This is a genomic window from Cobetia sp. D5 (assembly GCF_035666195.1).
In the GTDB taxonomy this organism is placed as follows: domain Bacteria; phylum Pseudomonadota; class Gammaproteobacteria; order Pseudomonadales; family Halomonadaceae; genus Cobetia; species Cobetia amphilecti.
The window spans coordinates 943,240-958,769 of record NZ_CP142020.1; the positions used below are offsets into that span (position 1 = coordinate 943,240).

A 15,530-nucleotide genomic window follows, 5' to 3' on the forward strand; every position below is an offset into this window, starting at 1 on the left:
ATGCGCATGAAAAAGCCCCCGCCAGCATGTCGCTGGCGGGGGCTTTTTGCGTGGGCGCCAGCTTAGGCGCCCGTGCAGGTCAGCGTTATCTGATCAGTGACGGAAGTGACGCATGCCGGTGAAGACCATGGCGATGCCGGCTTCGTTGGCCGCATCGATGACTTCCTGATCGCGCATGGAGCCACCCGGCTGGATGACGGCAGTGATGCCGGCCGCCGCAGCGGCGTCGATGCCGTCGCGGAACGGGAAGAAGGCATCGGAGGCCATCACGGAGCCCGGCACTTCCAGACCTTCATCGGCGGCCTTGATGCCGGCGATCTTGGCGGAGTACACACGGCTCATCTGGCCGGCGCCCACACCGATGGTCTGGCCATCCTTGATGTAGACGATGGCGTTGGACTTGACGAACTTGGCCACTTTCCAGGCGAAGGTCAGGTCGTTGAGTTCCTGCTCGCTCGGCGCACGCTCGGTGACGACCTTGAGCTCATCGCGACCGACCATGCCCTGGTCGCGGTCCTGGACCAGCAGACCGCCGGTGACACGCTTGAAGTCGTGACCGCCGGTACGTTCGGCCGCCCAGGCATCCGCGACGTCGAGCAGGCGCACATTGGCCTTGGTGGCGACGATGGCCGCCGCCTCTTCACTGATGCCCGGGGCGATGATCACCTCGACGAACTGACGCGAGACGATCGCCTGCGCGGTCTCGGCGTCCAGCGGCACGTTGAAGGCGATGATGCCGCCGAAGGCGCTGGTCGGGTCGGTCTGGAAGGCACGCTCGTAGGCGGCCAGGGCAGACTCGCCGATGGCGACGCCACACGGGTTGGCGTGCTTGACGATGACACAGGCGGTCTCGTCGAAGGCCTTGACGCACTCGAAGGCGGCATCGGTGTCGGCGACGTTGTTGTAGGACAACGCCTTGCCCTGCACCTGCACGGCCGTGGCGACGCTGGCCTCGGTGGCACCGTCCTCGACGTAGAAGGCCGCCTTCTGGTGCGGGTTCTCGCCGTAACGCATGTCCTGCTTCTTGCTCAGGCTGACGTTGTACTGACGCGGCAGGCCTTCGCTGCCGCCTTCGACACGCTGGCCCAGCCAGTTGGTGATGGCGCCATCGTAGGCGGCGGTGTGCTCGAAGGCGGCCACGGCCAGATCGAAGCGCGCGCCATCGCTGACGGCGTTGTCGTTGGCATCCATCTCGGCGATCACGCGGTCATAATCCGAGACGTTGACGACGATGGTGGTGTGGGCGTGGTTCTTGGCGCAGGAGCGTACCATGGTCGGGCCGCCGATATCGATGTTCTCGATGGCGTCTTCCAGCGAGCAATCCGGGTTGGCCACGGTAGCGGCGAACGGGTACAGATTGACGATGACCATGTCGATGGGGTCGATGCCGTGCTCGGCCATCACCGCATCATCCTGGCCGCGACGGCCGAGAATGCCACCGTGGATCTTCGGGTGCAGGGTCTTGACCCGGCCATCCATCATTTCCGGGAAACCGGTGTGCTCGGACACTTCCGTCACGGCAAGGCCGTTGTCCTTGAGCAGGCGGAAGGTACCGCCAGTGGACAGCAGGGCGACGCCGCGGGCGTCCAGGGCACGAGCGAATTCGACGATTCCGGTCTTGTCGGAAACACTCAGGAGGGCGCGACGGATGGCTTGGGGCTTGGCTTGCATGATGCTCCACTCGTGGATCAACAAAAAGACGCCGGGGCACCTGTAAAGGTGCCCCGGCGGGGTCAGATCAGATCAAACTGCTTGAGCTTCTTGCGCAGTGTGCCTCGGTTGAGGCCCAGCATCTCGGCGGCGCGGGTCTGGTTGCCCTGCGCGTGGGCCATCACCGCCTCCAGCAGCGGCGCCTCGACCTCGGCCATCACCATGGCATGCAGGTCGGTGACCTGCTCGCCATCCAGGTGGGCGAAGTAGCGAGCCATGGAGTGCTCGACGGCCTCGCGCAGGGTCTGATGGTGCCGCACGGGCGTCATCAGGGTGGCCTGGCTTGCGTCGTCGGGTGAAAGAGGGTGCCTGCTGGTCATGCTGCGTGACTTCCTTGCGTCTCGGTGCGGGCGATGCCTTCCGGCTCGCCGAACAGGCGGGTCAGGAACTGGCGCTGTTGTTCCGGCTCCTCGAGGGGATTGAAGTGGCGCTTGAGCTCACTGCCATCCTCCCGCGTCGCCAGATACCAGCCCACATGCTTGCGCGCGATGCGCGTTCCCATGTAGTCACCGTAGAATTCGTACAGGGCCTCGAGGTGGGTGCGCATCACGAGGGCGCGCTCCGCATCGCTCGGGCCACAGGCTACCTGGCCGGTGGCCAGGTAGTGATTGATCTCGCGGAAGATCCAGGGATTGCCCTGGGCCGCACGGCCGATCATCACGGCGTCGGCGCCCGTATAGTCAAGCACATGTCGCGCCTTCTCGCCGCTGTCGATATCGCCATTGGCGAAGACCGGAATCGACACTGTGGCCTTCACGGCGGCGATGGTGTCGTATTCGGCCTCACCGGTATATTTCTGCTGGCGAGTGCGACCATGCACGGACAGCGCCTGGATGCCGGCGCTTTCGGCCATGCGCGCGATGGCGATGGCGTTGCGCGTCTCTTCGCACCAGCCGGTGCGCATCTTGAGCGTGACCGGCACGTCCACGGCGCGCACCACGGCATCGAGAATCTCGCCGACGAGCTTCTCGTCGCGCATCAGGGCAGAGCCGGCGGCCTTGTTGCAGACCTTCTTGGCCGGGCAGCCCATGTTGATGTCGATGATCTCGGCGCCCATCTCGGCGTTGAGCGCCGCGGCCTCGGCCAGCATGGCGGCGTCACCGCCGGCGATCTGCACGGCACGCGGGCCGGGTTCGCCGGCATGGTTCATGCGCGAGCGGGACTTGACGGTATTCCACAGCCGCTTGTCACTGGTCACCATCTCCGATACCACCAGCCCGGCACCCAGCTCACGACATTGCTGTCGGAACGGGCGATCGGTGACACCGGCCATCGGGGCCAGAATCACGCGATTGGGAAGCTGATGTACGCCGATGCGGGGCAGGTCGGCGGGAAGCGGGGTATCGGTCATGGGTCTCGTGTCATGCGAGTGGTGTCAGGCGCGCGAGCCGCTGCCGTGTCAGGGATTCGCGGGGGCGTCATGATACCTAGAGCGCCGCAGGGTTTGAAGGGCTATTTCATCCTCAATGCATCGCGGATGCGTTCTCCCTGCGCGGCTGCGGCGCTCATGGCGTGGCTCAGCCCATCAGTGGACGCTGACCATTGAGGCGTACCCAGCCATCGCGCTCGGTGGGTTCTTCCATGATCAGTCCGGCTTCACGATAGGCGTCGAGCACCTCTCCCGCCTGGGGCGCGAGAATGCCGGAGAGTGCCAACAGGCCACCCGGGGCGACGCTGCCCGCGATCTGCGGAGCCAGTTCGACCAGCGGGCCGGCCAGGATGTTGGCGACCACGATCTGATAGCCCGCGTCCGGCAGGCGGTCCGGGTAGCACAGGGTCAGCTGGTCGCTGACGTCATTGCGCTGGGCGTTCTCGCGCGAGGCCTGCAGCGCCTGCGGGTCGATATCGGTGCCCAGCGCATCCACCGCGCCGAGCTTGAGCGCGGCGATGGCGAGAATGCCGGAGCCGCAACCGAAGTCGAGCACGCTGTGCTGGGCGAGCTTGCCATCGACGGCCAGCCCATCGAGCCATTCCAGGCACAGGGCGGTGGTCGGGTGGGTGCCGGTGCCGAAGGCCAGGCCCGGATCGAGCATCAGGTTGACGGCGTCCTGCTCCGGCGCATCGTGCCAGCTGGGCACGATCCACAGGCGCTGGCCCATCTTGAGCGGCTCGAAACCGTCCATCCATTCACGGGCCCAGTCACGGTCCTCGAGGATCTCGACCTCGATCTCCGGGCAGGGCTCATCGGGAATCAGCGCCGCCCAGCCGGCCTTGACCCGCTCGCGCATGGCCTCGATGCCTTCGGTGCCATCCCACAGGCCAGTGAGGACAGTCTCGCTCCACAGCGGCGTGCTGCCGAGGTCCGGTTCGAACAGCGGTTGGTCTTCTGCATCCTGCAGCGTGATGGCGCAGGCGCCTTCTTCCATCAGCAGATGCTCGAGAATCTCGGCGTGGTCGGGGGCGATACGCGCCTTGAGTTGCAGCCAGGACATGGTGACTCCTGTCGATGGGCGATAAGAAAGGGGAGGAGGGCACAGACGACAGAAGGGCAGCCGAGGCCACCCTTCTGTCGTGCGTCTATCGGCAACCAGGTCACCGATCTCAAGCGGGGCGTCTTACAGGCCCAGCTTCTTCTCCAGATAATGGATGTTGACGCCACCTTCCTGGAAGCCGGCATCACGCACCAGATCCTTCTGCAGGTCAGTGTTGGTCTTGATACCTTCCACCAGCAGCTCGTCGAGGGCATTGCGCATGCGCGTCAGTGCGATCTCGCGGCTCTCGCCCCAGGTGATCAGCTTGCCGATCAGGGAGTCGTAGTGCGGCGGAACGGTGTAGCCGGAGTACAGGTGCGAGTCCATGCGCACGCCCAGACCGCCCGGCGCGTGATAGAGCTCGACCTTGCCCGGAGACGGCATGAAGGTGCGCGAATCCTCGGCATTGATGCGGCACTCGAAGGCGTGACCGCGCAGCTCGATATCTTCCTGCTTCACGGACAGCGGCAGGCCGGAGGCGATGCGCAGCTGTTCCTTGACGATATCGATGCCAGTGACCATTTCGGTCACCGGGTGCTCGACCTGAACACGAGTGTTCATCTCGATGAAGTAGAAGCCGCCGTTCTCGTACAGGAACTCGAAGGTGCCGGCGCCACGGTAGCCGATCTCGATGCAGGCATCGGTGCACGACTTGAGTACCTTGGCACGCGCTTCTTCGTCCAGCTGCGGCGCCGGTGCTTCTTCCAGCACCTTCTGGTGACGACGCTGCAGGGAGCAGTCGCGGTCATACAGATGGATGGCGTTGCCCTGGCCATCGGCCAGTACCTGGACTTCGACGTGACGCGGGTTCTGGAGGAATTTCTCCATGTACACCGTGCCGTCGCCGAAGGCCGCGGCCGCTTCACCCTGGGTGATGCTCACCGAGGACAGCAGGCTGGCCTTGGAGTGCACCACGCGCATGCCGCGACCACCACCGCCAGCGGCGGCCTTGATGATCACCGGATAGCCGATGCGCTCGGCGATGGCGTACATCTCGTCTTCGTCTTCCGGCACCGGGCCGTCGGAACCCGGCACGGTCGGAACGCCGGCCAGCTTCATCGCCTCGATGGCCGCGACCTTGTCACCCATCATGCGGATGGTGTCAGCGCGCGGGCCGATGAAGGCGAAGCCGGAACGTTCGACCTGTTCGGCGAAATTGGCATTTTCCGACAGGAAGCCGTAGCCCGGGTGGATGGCGTCGGCGTCCGTCACCTCGGCGGCTGCGATCAGCGCCGGGATGTGGAGATAGGATTTGGCAGAGGAGGCCGGGCCGATGCACACAGCTTCATCCGCCAGGCGGACGTGCATCAGGTCGCGGTCGGCCTTGGAGTGCACCGCTACCGTCTTGATGCCCAGTTCCTTGCAGGCGCGAAGGATGCGAAGGGCGATCTCGCCGCGGTTGGCAATCAGTACCTTGTCGAGCATGGTGACGTGTCCGTTGGGATCAGGAAATGACGATCATGGGCTGGTCGAATTCAACCGGCTCGCCGTCTTCGATCAGAATGGCTTCGACGACGCCATCCTTGTCGGCTTCGATCTGGTTCATCATCTTCATGGCTTCGACGATGCAGACGGTATCACCTTTCTTGACGCTCTGGCCGACTTCGATGAAGGCCTTGGAGCCCGGCGCCGGAGAACGGTAGAAGGAGCCGACCATCGGGGAATTGATGGTGTGACCCTGCGGCGCAGCCGGTGCTGCCGGAGCGGCCGGTGCCTCAGCGGCGCCAGCGGCTGCCGGAGCGGCCTGCTGCATCGGCTGCTGCTGCATCATCATCGGGGCCTGCATCATCGGCTGCTGGGCGAAGCCCTGCGGATGGCGGCTGATGCGAACGGACTCTTCGCCTTCCTGGATCTCGATTTCGCTGATGTTGGACTCTTCGAGCAGCTCGATCAGCTTCTTGACCTTGCGGATATCCATGAAATTAATCCCGATGTAAATGTGGCTGGAAATGGGGGTGTGCAGCCGTGATAGCGGCGGCTGCGGGCGACAGCCCCGACGGCTGTCCCGACCATGGCGATGGCCGGTGAATCCTGGTATCAGGCAGTGATGAGGCCTGATGGCGGTGCGTGAACACCGCTCTGGACGTTCCCTTACTGCGCGAGATCGTCCAGGGCGGCGTCAAGCGCCATGTCATAGCTTCGAGCGCCAAAGCCCATGATCACGCCGCGTGCCACATCGGAAAGATACGAATGGTGGCGGAACGGCTCGCGGGCATGGGTGTTGGACAGGTGCAGCTCGATGAACGGGAGTGCGACGCCGAGTAGCGCATCGCGCAGCGCAACGCTGGTATGGGTAAAGGCCGCCGGATTGATCAGGATGATGGCGGTGCCATCTTCACGGGCAAGGTGGATACGCTCGATCAGCACATGCTCGGCATTGGACTGCAGCCAGTCCAGCTGATGGCCGGCCGCACTGGCGCGCTGGACCAGACGCTGGTGGATATCCTCCAGCGTGGTGGTGCCATACACCTCGGGTTCACGGGTCCCCAGAAGATTGAGATTGGGGCCGTTGAGTACCAGGATGCGCGCCATGAAAGTCCCTTGTGTCAGCCGTGCTCGAGCACCAAGCTCATTGAGCTGTTAACCCATGAAGAAAATGCAAAGATACCGTCACTATCCACGACGTTTACCTATTGAGCGTAGGCTGTTGCCGTAGTGACGCGGATTCTGCCGAAATTCTCGAACGCTGTCCAGTTTGGCACTGAACCGAAGATTTTGCCGCATTCTTCGTCCTCGCGTGCGTCTCGACAGCAACTGCCCCGCGCCGGGCCTGTGGCAGACACGCCGCTCAGTTCGCGCGCTGTGACGTGCCGCGCAGCTGATCCAGCACCGCTGTCAGGTGCTGACCGAGCTGACTGGCGTTGACCTCCCCCTGGATGCGCGCCGCCTTGAGCTCGCGTTCATTGGCGAAGAACAGCAGGCTGGGGGGGCCGAACAGGCCGAATTGCTTGAGCAGCGCCTGGGTCGCGATCCCGGTACTGGTGACGTCGGCGCGAATCAGGTGGAACTGGCGCAACTGGCTGGCGACTTTGGGGAAGACCTCGCGCTCCATCACCTTGCACGAGATGCACCAGTCGGCGTAGTAGTCGACGAATACCGGCTGGCCGCGGCTGGCGGCAATTGCCAGCTCATGTTCGAGCTCGCTCATGTCGCTGACGGTGGTGAAGTCCAGTGACGTCTCGGCGGCCTGCCCGGATGATGTGCCGCCAGTGAAGGGCGCCAGCGGGCGCAGCGGGTCGCTTGCGCCGCCTGCCACGCCCAGCAGGCTGATCATGCCCCAGCCCAGCGCGACCAGTCCCAATGCCTGACGGGCACGCGCCCAGCCTCGGGTCTGTGTGCTGAGCGCCCCCAGCGCCACGCCGGTGCCGATGGCCAGAATGGCCCAGCCCAGCACTGCCAGCGAGGCCGGCAGCAAGCGCTCTACCAGCCACAGCGCCACCCCCAGCAGCAGGATACCGAAGGCCTGCTTGATGCCCTCCATCCAGCCGCCGGCCCTGGGCAGCAGGCTGGCGCCGAAGGTGCCGACCAGAATCAACGGCACGCCCATGCCCAGCCCCAGCGCGAAGAGTGCCAGCCCGCCGGTCATGGCATCGCCACTGGCGGAGAGATAGACCAGCGCACCGGCCAGAGGTGCCGAGACGCAGGGCGATACCACGAGGACCGATAACGCGCCTGCCAGCGCCAGGCCGCCGGGGCCGGCATTCATCAGCCGTCCTTGCAGTGTGTCGAGCCGTGAGTGCATGCCGCTTGGCAGGCGTAGATTGAAGGCGCCGAACATGGCCAGCGCGAACAGCACGAACAAGGCAGCGAAGGGAATCAGTACGGCCGGTGCCTGCAGATGTGCCTGCAGGTTGAGTCCCGCGCCGAACAGGCCCATCAAGGTGCCGGCCGCGGCGTAGGTCAGGGCCATGCCCAGGGCGTAGCTCGTGGAGAGCAGCAAGGCGCGCGGGCGGCTGGGGCGCTGACCGACGATGATCGAGCTCAGGATCGGAATCATCGGCAGCACGCAGGGCGTGAAGGTCAGGCCGAGTCCGGCGAGGAAGAACAGCCCCAGAGCCATCAGCAGGCTGGCATCCGCGAACAGTGCGCTGAAGCCGGCATCGGTGCCGCTGATCGGGGCTGTTGTGGTGCGGGGGGCCACTGGCGCCGTCGTATCGCTCGACTGGCTGGCGGTCGGCATCAGCTGCGCGAAGGGGGCAGGGGCACTCTGCTCGCCGGCCTGCAGCGTGACGGTCTCCGGCGGATAGCAGAGCCCGGCATCGGCACAGCCCTGGAAGGTGATGGAGAGCGGGATCGGGCCGCTGGCCGGTGTGTCTTCATGCACTGCCTTGCTCGAGGAGGCGCTCATAAGCGGGATGCGAATGACCAGCGCATCGTGGAAGACATGCACCTCGCCCATGTAGGGGTCGTTCTTCAATTCTCCCGGCGGCAGGTCGGCGTCGCCCAGCACGACCTGGTCGCTGGTGGTCGCGAAGCTGAATTGGTGACGATAGAGGTAATAGCCTTCGGCGCTGGTGAAGCCGACATACAGGGTGTCGCCCTCGCGCCAGCTGCGCGGCTTGAAGGCTTCACTGACCGGCAGGAAATCGCCCTGATTACCGCCGCCGAACAGGCTGGACGCCGCACTGCTGGAGCCGCTGCCGGCGTTTGAACTTGAGCCTGAACTTGAGCCTGAACTTGAGCCTGAACTTGAGCCTGAGTCTGAGCTGAACAGGCCGGCATTGGCGGGCAGCGCCGCCATTGCCTGCGCGACCACCAGCGCGATTGCCAGCAGGGTTGCCAGCAATGCAGGGCCCAGCAGGCGTGAGAACGCGGAGGGGCGTGCGCGGCCTGTTGGCAGCGCCATGCTGACTTTCAAGAACGAACGAAGCACGAAAGCATCCTTATACAGTGCCGAAAGAACATCCTGCAGGCCTCAAGGCACCGCAGTGTCGCGCCGCCATCATTCTGCTCGGGGGGCGAGCGTTGGATCGTGAGCCAGCCCATCATCGCCGCGCACGACTTGCACGCGGATGAATGTGCCACCATGTAGCAGACATCCGCTCGTGTGAGGGCGTGTGAGGGAGTGTGAGGACGTATCGGGCTCGAGTGGTGAGGCCGCCTGCGCGGGTGGCAGTCTGGCACTCGCCCCGCCCGCGGCTCGGTCCGCGACTCGGTCCACGACCAGGCCCGTGACCCGGCCCGCAATCCGGAGCGCATCGCACCTTGCCACAGAACCGGCACTTCACCGAGTGCGACTGGCACGTGCAGGGGCGCATGATAGGATAGGACGTACGTCATGAGTACCGCCGCTGGATGCATCGGCGCGGCTCACATCCGTTCAGGCAGGTCTGACTCGTCTCTCACACGGCTTTTTCTACAAGGCTTCATACAAGGAAGAACGCATGGCCCTATTCGGTAAAGGCAGCAAGCGCGGCGCCAATCGCGATGTGCTGGAAACGCCTCAGTATGGCTGGATCTGGAAACCACTGATCGGGCTGTTCGTCATTTACCTGCTGGTCTGTGTTGGCCTTGGTATCTACTGGAGCAGTGAACCGGACGAGTTCAACATCGATCAGGCCACGCGCACCGAACTGGCTCGCGTGCACGGTCTGGCCGCGCCGGTGGCCAAGGTCGAGGGCGAAGAGCCGGCACCGGCTTTCGAGACCCTGCCGAAAGGCACCGCGACCGTCGCCACCCTGATGAAACTCAACGACACCCTGCTGCACAAGCCGGGCGGTTATCTCAAGAATGATGTGGCGCCGCCGGGGCTGATGCTCGACAACATGCCCAACTGGGAATATGGCGTGCTGGTGCAGGTGCGTGACATGACGCGTGAGCTGCGCAAGGAATTCAGCCGCTCGCAGTCCCAGTCCAGCGATGACAAGGCTCTGGGCAAGGCCGAATCCCTGCTGTTCATCGATGCCAATGCCTGGATGCTGCCGGAAGCCGAGCATGAATATGCCGACGCCAACCGTGAGCTGGGCGACTACCTCAAGCGTCTGAGCGATGACACCCAGAACAACGGCCAGTTCTACGCGCGTGCCGACAACCTGGTGGCCTGGCTGTCCGATGTCGAGAATCGCCTCGGTTCCCTGTCCCAGCGTCTGTCGGCGAGTGTCGGCAAGTCGCAGCTCAACCTGAGCCTGGCCGGCGACAAGAGCGCCACCTCCGCCAAGAGCACCCAGACGGAAGAAGAGATCAAGACGCCGTGGCTCGAGATCGATGATGTCTTCTATCAGGCACGCGGCACTTCCTGGGCGCTGATCCATCTGCTCAAGGCAGTGCGTCATGACTTCCAGGGCGTGCTGGAAGACAAGAACGCGCTGACCTCCATCGACCAGATCATCCGTGAGCTGGAAGCGACCCAGACCGATATCGGCAGCCCGATCATCCTCAATGGCTCCGGCTTCGGCTTCTTCGCCAACCATTCACTGGTGATGGCCAACTACGTCGCGCGAGCCAACTCCGCGATCAGTGACCTGCGCAGCCTGCTCGAGAAGGGCTGATCCCGTGACGCCCGATGCCGCCTGAGGACTATCCTCACCGGTGTCGGGCGTGAGCCGGAAACGAAAAAGCCCCCGTCAATGACGGGGGCTTTTTTGCATCGTGATGCCTGAATCGCGCATCACCTAAGAAGGACTCAGTCCTTCTGGTAGGCAGCGGCTGCCTTCTCGATCGCGGCACGGGCGGCATCAGCACCGTCCCAGGAATCGATCTTGACCCACTTGCCTTTCTCGAGATCCTTGTAGTTCTCGAAGAAGTGCGCGATCTGCTGACGCAGCAGTTCCGGCAGATCAGTGACTTCCTGGACGTCGTCGTACAGGGAGGTCAGCTTCTGGTGCGGGACGCAGACCAGCTTGGCGTCTTCACCGGCTTCGTCGCTCATGTTGAGCACGCCGACCGGACGCGCACGGATGACGCTGCCCGGTGCGACCGGATACGGGGTCACGACCAGCGCGTCGAGGGCATCGCCATCGTCGGCCAGGGTGTTCGGGATGTAGCCGTAGTTGGCCGGGTAGAACATCGGGGTGGCCATGAAACGATCCACCATGAGCGCATCGATGTCCTTGTCGATCTCGTACTTGATCGGCGCGTGATTGGCCGGAATCTCGATCGCTACGTAGACGTCGTTCGGCAATTCCTTGCCAGCGGGGATCTTGTCGAAACTCATTGTCGAGTCCTTGGGTTTGCGGGTTGAAGGCCTGCGGGTCAAAATTCCGCTGAATTATACGAACTGGCAGACCGTTTTGCCATTATGCCACGCTCGATCGCCTTGCGTTGCACCAACGAGTGGTGGCACTGCAGGCTGACTCGGGTAACACTTGGGGCCGTCCAGCGCGGCGCAACGGCGATTGTGCGTTCAGCATCGGCTGGCGCTGCGTCACCACCGCATGCATGAAACGTAACGGCAGGATCGAGACGCAAGGAGACCGCCTTGGCGGATGCAGAGCTTTCACTCAGTTACGGTCAGGCCTTCGTGGCTCCCGACCGCAAGCGTCATCGCAGCTCGATGTCGCTGGAGATACCGCTGGAGCGCGGCCCGCTGGCGGCCAAGGGCGGCTGTGCGCTGATCGCCGACACCACCAGCAAGAATGCGATTGCCAAGCAGGCCGGCGATCTTGCCGTGCGTGGCTTTCTGGCCGATTACTTCGCCACGCCCGACAACTGGAGCGTCAAGTATTCCGCGACCCGCGTGCTGCGGGCGCTGAACAGCTGGTGTTACAGCCAGAGCCGCTTCGTGCGGGGCGGCAGTTACGTGACCTCGATTTCCGCCGTCGTCTTCCGGGGCCAGTCGGCGCATCTGTTCCATGCCGGTGACACGGTGGTCTTCCGGCTGCGTGGCGGCGAGTTCGAGCAGATCTCGCGCGACCATGTCACCGATCTCGGCGGCTATCGTTATCCGTCGCGGGCACTGGGCATGGATGTCAGCCTCGACATCGACTACATCGAGCTGCCGCTCAAGCAGGGCGATATCTTCCTGTTCACCACCCAGGCGGTGCGCGGCACCCTGCTGCCTTCCGATTTCGTGTCACTGATTCGCGATGACGTCTCGGATCTCGATGCCGCCAGTGAGCGCCTGGCCCATGCCGCGGCGGACCGCGCCGATGAGCGCGGCTACACGGCCGACCAGTTCTGCTTCCAGCTGGTGCGCATCGATCGCCTGGCGACTGCCTCTGACGATACGCCGGGGCGCGTCTATGGCGACCTGCCGGTGCCGCGTGAGCTGGAGCCTGGCGACCGCATCGATGGCCTGGAAGTGATGGAGGTCATGTCGCGCAGCGCGCGGGTACGCGTCTACAAGGTGCGTGACCTCAAGAGCCGGCGCGTGATGGTGATGAAGGCGCCCAGCCCGGAGCTGTCGCTCAAGAATGCCTATCTCGAGCACTTCCTGCTCCAGCAGTGGGTGGTGGACCGCGTCAGCTCGCCCTTCGTGGTCAAGGTGGTGGAGCCGTCACGTCCGCGTGATCATCTCTACTATCTGCTTGAGCACCTGGAGGCGCAGACACTGACCGAATGGGCGCGCATGCACCCGCAGGCCAATCTCGAGCAGCGTCTCGATATCGCGCGCCAGCTTGGCAAGGCCGTGCATGCCCTCAATCGTCGTGAGGTGCTGCACCAGCTGATTCACCCCGACAACGTGATGATCGACCGTCATGGCAAGGTGGTGCTGGTCGATTTCGGCGCCTGCCATCTGCGTGAAGGGGATGGCCATGAGAGCGCCGGTCCGCTGGCGCGTCAGGTCGGCCTCACCGAACACAGCGCGCCGGAATATGCCCTTGGCGCCGATGTCAGTCGACGCAGCGATCAGTACGGCCTGGCCTCGGTGATCTACTGGCTGCTGACCGGCATGCAGCCCTACGCCCAGTCGATGGAGCAGCTGCGCACCCATACCGACCTCGAACTGCTGGAGTATCAGCCAGCCCGCATGCGCAATCCCCAGGTGCCACAGATACTGGACGACGCCCTCAGGCGCGCCCTGGACCCGCAGCGCACCCTGCGCTATCGCCGCCTGTCTGAGCTGCTCTACGCGCTGCGCCTGCCGCAGCAGGACCCCGGCAAGGCGCTGACGCCCTCGGAGGCGATACGTGAACCGGCCAATTTCTGGCAGGGCGTCGCCGGCATCCTGCTGTTGCTGCTGGTGCTGTCCTGGCTGCTGAAGTGAACGCAGAGCCTGATGGGGCTCAAGGCCATGGTGGGAGGAAGAGGTGTATGGGACAGACCGCGATCGTGATCGGGGCGACCGGCGTGGTGGGGCGCGAGGTGGTGGCTGAGCTCATCGCCTGCGAGGCCATCGCCCGAGTCGTCACGCTGACGCGCCGGCCGGCGCCTTGCGACTCTGACAAGGTCGAGAACCATGTGGTCGGCTTCGCGCGACTGGAAGACTGGGCCCACTGTTTCCAGGCGGACCTGCTGGTCTCCTCCAGCGGCGCCAATCACGCGAGCCGCAATGGCTACCTCAGGATGAAGGGCGAGCTGGAAGTGGCCATCAAGGCGCTGCCTTTTGCGCGTATCAGTGTCTTCCAGCCGTCATTGCTGGTGGGGGAGCGCAGCGAGTTCCGCCTGGGCGAGTCGCTGGCGCGCTATCTGTTGCCAGCGCTCACCCGCTTGCCGGGCCTGCAGCGCTATCGACCGATCCGTGGCGCTCAGGTGGCGGCGCGTATGGTCGAGGTCAGCCAGCGTCAGCAGCAGGCGCATGCGGTGTACCGGCTGGAGGAGGTGTTTCCCCGTATCCCCGCATGACAACTGACAGCCATCAAAAAGCCCCGCACAGTCGCCTGTGCGGGGCTTTTTTACACTCGCTTCACTGTCAATGACCGGCTCTGTCAACGACCGGGACAGTCAGCTACCGGGTCAGTCAGCAACTGGCCGTGTCAGCGATCGGCCGTGTCAGCGACGGGCCGCTCAGGCGCATCAACGCCAGGCGATCAGATCGTGAACGGTGTCAGCTTCTTCTCGACCTTGGCCAGCGTGAGCCTGGCGACCGCCGGCAGACCATTGACGAACGGCGGGAAGTCCTCACCCTGGATCAGCGGCGACAGATATTCGCGGCAGGCGTCGGTGATGTAGAAGCCATCTTCGGTGATGAACTCCAGCGGCATGAACTTCTCGTGGTTGGCGATCTGCTCCAGCGGCGCCTCGATGATGTCCCAGGCGTAGTCAGCGCCATCGCCGAGGCGACGGATCGCCGGCATCACGGCATTCTTGCCGGCCAGGGCCATCTCGACGGCGGCACGGCCAGTGGCGTAGGCCTGCTCGACGTCGGTCCTGGAGGCGATGTGACGCGCTGCGCGCTGCAGGTAATCGGCCACCGCCCAGTGGTACTTGTAGCCCAGATCCTGCTTGACCATGCCGGCCAGTGTCGGCGCGACGCCGCCCAGCTGACGGTGGCCGAAGGCATCGGTGTTGCCGGCATCGGCCAGGAAGGTGCCATCTTCGTAACGCGCACCTTCGGAGACCACTACCACGCAGTAGCCGTGTTCCTTGACGCAGGCATCGACGCGCGCCATGAATTCCTTGCGGTGGAAGGCAACTTCCGGGAAGACGACGATGTGCGGCGGCTGGGTGGCATCTTCACCGGCCAGGGCACCGGCAGCGGCGATCCAGCCCGCGTGACGGCCCATGACTTCCAGGATGAACACCTTGGTGGAGGTGGCGCACATGGAGGCGATGTCGAGACCGGCTTCACGGGTGGAGGTGGCGATGTACTTGGCCACGCTGCCGAAGCCCGGCGAGTTGTCGGTGATCGGCAGGTCGTTGTCCACGGTCTTCGGCACATGGATGGCCTGGATCGGGTAGCCCATGGTCTCGGCCAGCTGAGAGACCTTCAGGCAGGTATCGGCGCTGTCGCCGCCACCGTTGTAGAAGAAGTAACGGATGTCGTGGGCCTTGAACACCTCGATCAGACGCTCGTACTGGGTACGGTGGTCCTCGATGCTCTTGAGCTTGTAGCGGCAGGAGCCGAAGGCACCGCCCGGCGTGTGGCGCAGGGCGGCGATGTTCTCGTCGCTTTCCTGACTGACGTCGATCAGGTCTTCGGTCAGGGCACCGATGATGCCGTTGTGACCGGCATACAGCTTGCCGATCTGGTCGCCGTTTTCACGAGCGGCTTCGATGACGCCACAGGCACTGGCGTTGATGACGGCGGTAACGCCACCGGACTGGGCGTAGAAGGCATTGTGCTGGGGCATGGGCTTCTCGTCTCTGCTTCCTTGTCATGGTCTTGAACGGGCTGGCGCTTACCCGCCGCATCATATCCGAAAGACATGACCCCTGCACGACGCCCGAATGCCACTGGGGGTGTCGTCCATCCCTGACAGGTCGCGCGCTACTCGCCGCCTGGCGGGCATGCTAGGCTGCTCGGGCTTC

General features: G+C 64.2%; 13 protein-coding genes. 3 read left to right on the forward strand and 10 right to left on the reverse strand.

The genetic code is table 11. The annotated features are described in order from the left end of the window. Nucleotides 1-93: 93 nt before the first annotated feature. The 8 genes from purH to dsbD all read right to left on the reverse strand — a co-directional run bounded on the left by purH (nt 94) and on the right by dsbD (nt 9,027). Nucleotides 94-1,671 carry a bifunctional phosphoribosylaminoimidazolecarboxamide formyltransferase/IMP cyclohydrolase gene (gene purH / locus U0O11_RS04010; RefSeq protein WP_324691799.1) on the reverse strand — a complete coding sequence of 526 codons (1,578 nt, stop codon included), beginning with the start codon at nt 1,669-1,671 and terminating at the stop codon, nt 94-96. 62 nt (nt 1,672-1,733) lie between these two features. After that, nucleotides 1,734-2,030 carry a DNA-binding transcriptional regulator Fis gene (fis, locus tag U0O11_RS04015; protein WP_442872638.1) on the reverse strand — a complete coding sequence of 99 codons (297 nt, stop codon included), beginning with the start codon at nt 2,028-2,030 and terminating at the stop codon, nt 1,734-1,736. Then, nucleotides 2,027-3,061, reverse strand: coding sequence for a tRNA dihydrouridine synthase DusB (gene dusB, locus U0O11_RS04020; protein WP_324691800.1), 1,035 nt, complete (start codon nt 3,059-3,061; stop codon nt 2,027-2,029). The genes fis and dusB overlap by 4 nt, the downstream gene beginning before the upstream one ends. 166 nt (nt 3,062-3,227) lie before the next feature. Further along, complete coding sequence (gene prmA / locus U0O11_RS04025) at nt 3,228-4,142, reverse strand: 50S ribosomal protein L11 methyltransferase (protein ID WP_043331989.1); 915 nt, start codon at nt 4,140-4,142, stop codon at nt 3,228-3,230. Nucleotides 4,143-4,265: 123 nt separating this feature from the next. After that, a complete protein-coding gene (accC, locus tag U0O11_RS04030) occupies nt 4,266-5,606 on the reverse strand; it encodes an acetyl-CoA carboxylase biotin carboxylase subunit (RefSeq protein ID WP_043331987.1) in 1,341 nt (446 codons plus the stop codon). 19 nt (nt 5,607-5,625) lie between these two features. Then, complete coding sequence (gene accB / locus U0O11_RS04035) at nt 5,626-6,099, reverse strand: acetyl-CoA carboxylase biotin carboxyl carrier protein (RefSeq protein WP_043331985.1); 474 nt, start codon at nt 6,097-6,099, stop codon at nt 5,626-5,628. Between the two features lie 173 nt (nt 6,100-6,272). After that, nucleotides 6,273-6,713, reverse strand: coding sequence for a type II 3-dehydroquinate dehydratase (aroQ, locus tag U0O11_RS04040; RefSeq protein ID WP_043331983.1), 441 nt, complete (start codon nt 6,711-6,713; stop codon nt 6,273-6,275). 256 nt (nt 6,714-6,969) lie between these two features. Continuing rightward, a complete protein-coding gene (dsbD, locus tag U0O11_RS04045; RefSeq protein WP_324691804.1) occupies nt 6,970-9,027 on the reverse strand; it encodes a protein-disulfide reductase DsbD in 2,058 nt (685 codons plus the stop codon). Nucleotides 9,028-9,565: 538 nt separating this feature from the next. Between dsbD and U0O11_RS04050 the strand changes: the two genes are divergently transcribed. Next, nucleotides 9,566-10,669: a DUF2333 family protein gene (locus U0O11_RS04050; RefSeq protein WP_324691805.1), complete on the forward strand. Its 1,104-nt coding sequence runs from the start codon at nt 9,566-9,568 to the stop codon at nt 10,667-10,669. A 134-nt stretch (nt 10,670-10,803) separates the two neighbouring features. Here the strand turns inward: U0O11_RS04050 and ppa are convergent, their stop codons facing one another. Next, the gene (ppa, locus tag U0O11_RS04055) at nt 10,804-11,334 is read right to left on the reverse strand and encodes an inorganic diphosphatase (RefSeq protein WP_043331979.1); all 531 of its coding nucleotides are present in this window, start codon (nt 11,332-11,334) and stop codon (nt 10,804-10,806) included. A 264-nt stretch (nt 11,335-11,598) separates the two neighbouring features. Between ppa and U0O11_RS04060 the strand changes: the two genes are divergently transcribed. Beyond that, nucleotides 11,599-13,326 carry a bifunctional protein-serine/threonine kinase/phosphatase gene (locus tag U0O11_RS04060; RefSeq protein ID WP_043331977.1) on the forward strand — a complete coding sequence of 576 codons (1,728 nt, stop codon included), beginning with the start codon at nt 11,599-11,601 and terminating at the stop codon, nt 13,324-13,326. A 47-nt stretch (nt 13,327-13,373) separates the two neighbouring features. Continuing rightward, nucleotides 13,374-13,904 carry a hypothetical protein gene (locus tag U0O11_RS04065; protein WP_324691808.1) on the forward strand — a complete coding sequence of 177 codons (531 nt, stop codon included), beginning with the start codon at nt 13,374-13,376 and terminating at the stop codon, nt 13,902-13,904. Between the two features lie 185 nt (nt 13,905-14,089). Here the strand turns inward: U0O11_RS04065 and U0O11_RS04070 are convergent, their stop codons facing one another. Then, the gene (locus U0O11_RS04070) at nt 14,090-15,352 is read right to left on the reverse strand and encodes a 6-phosphofructokinase (RefSeq protein ID WP_043331973.1); all 1,263 of its coding nucleotides are present in this window, start codon (nt 15,350-15,352) and stop codon (nt 14,090-14,092) included. Nucleotides 15,353-15,530: the final 178 nt, after the last annotated feature.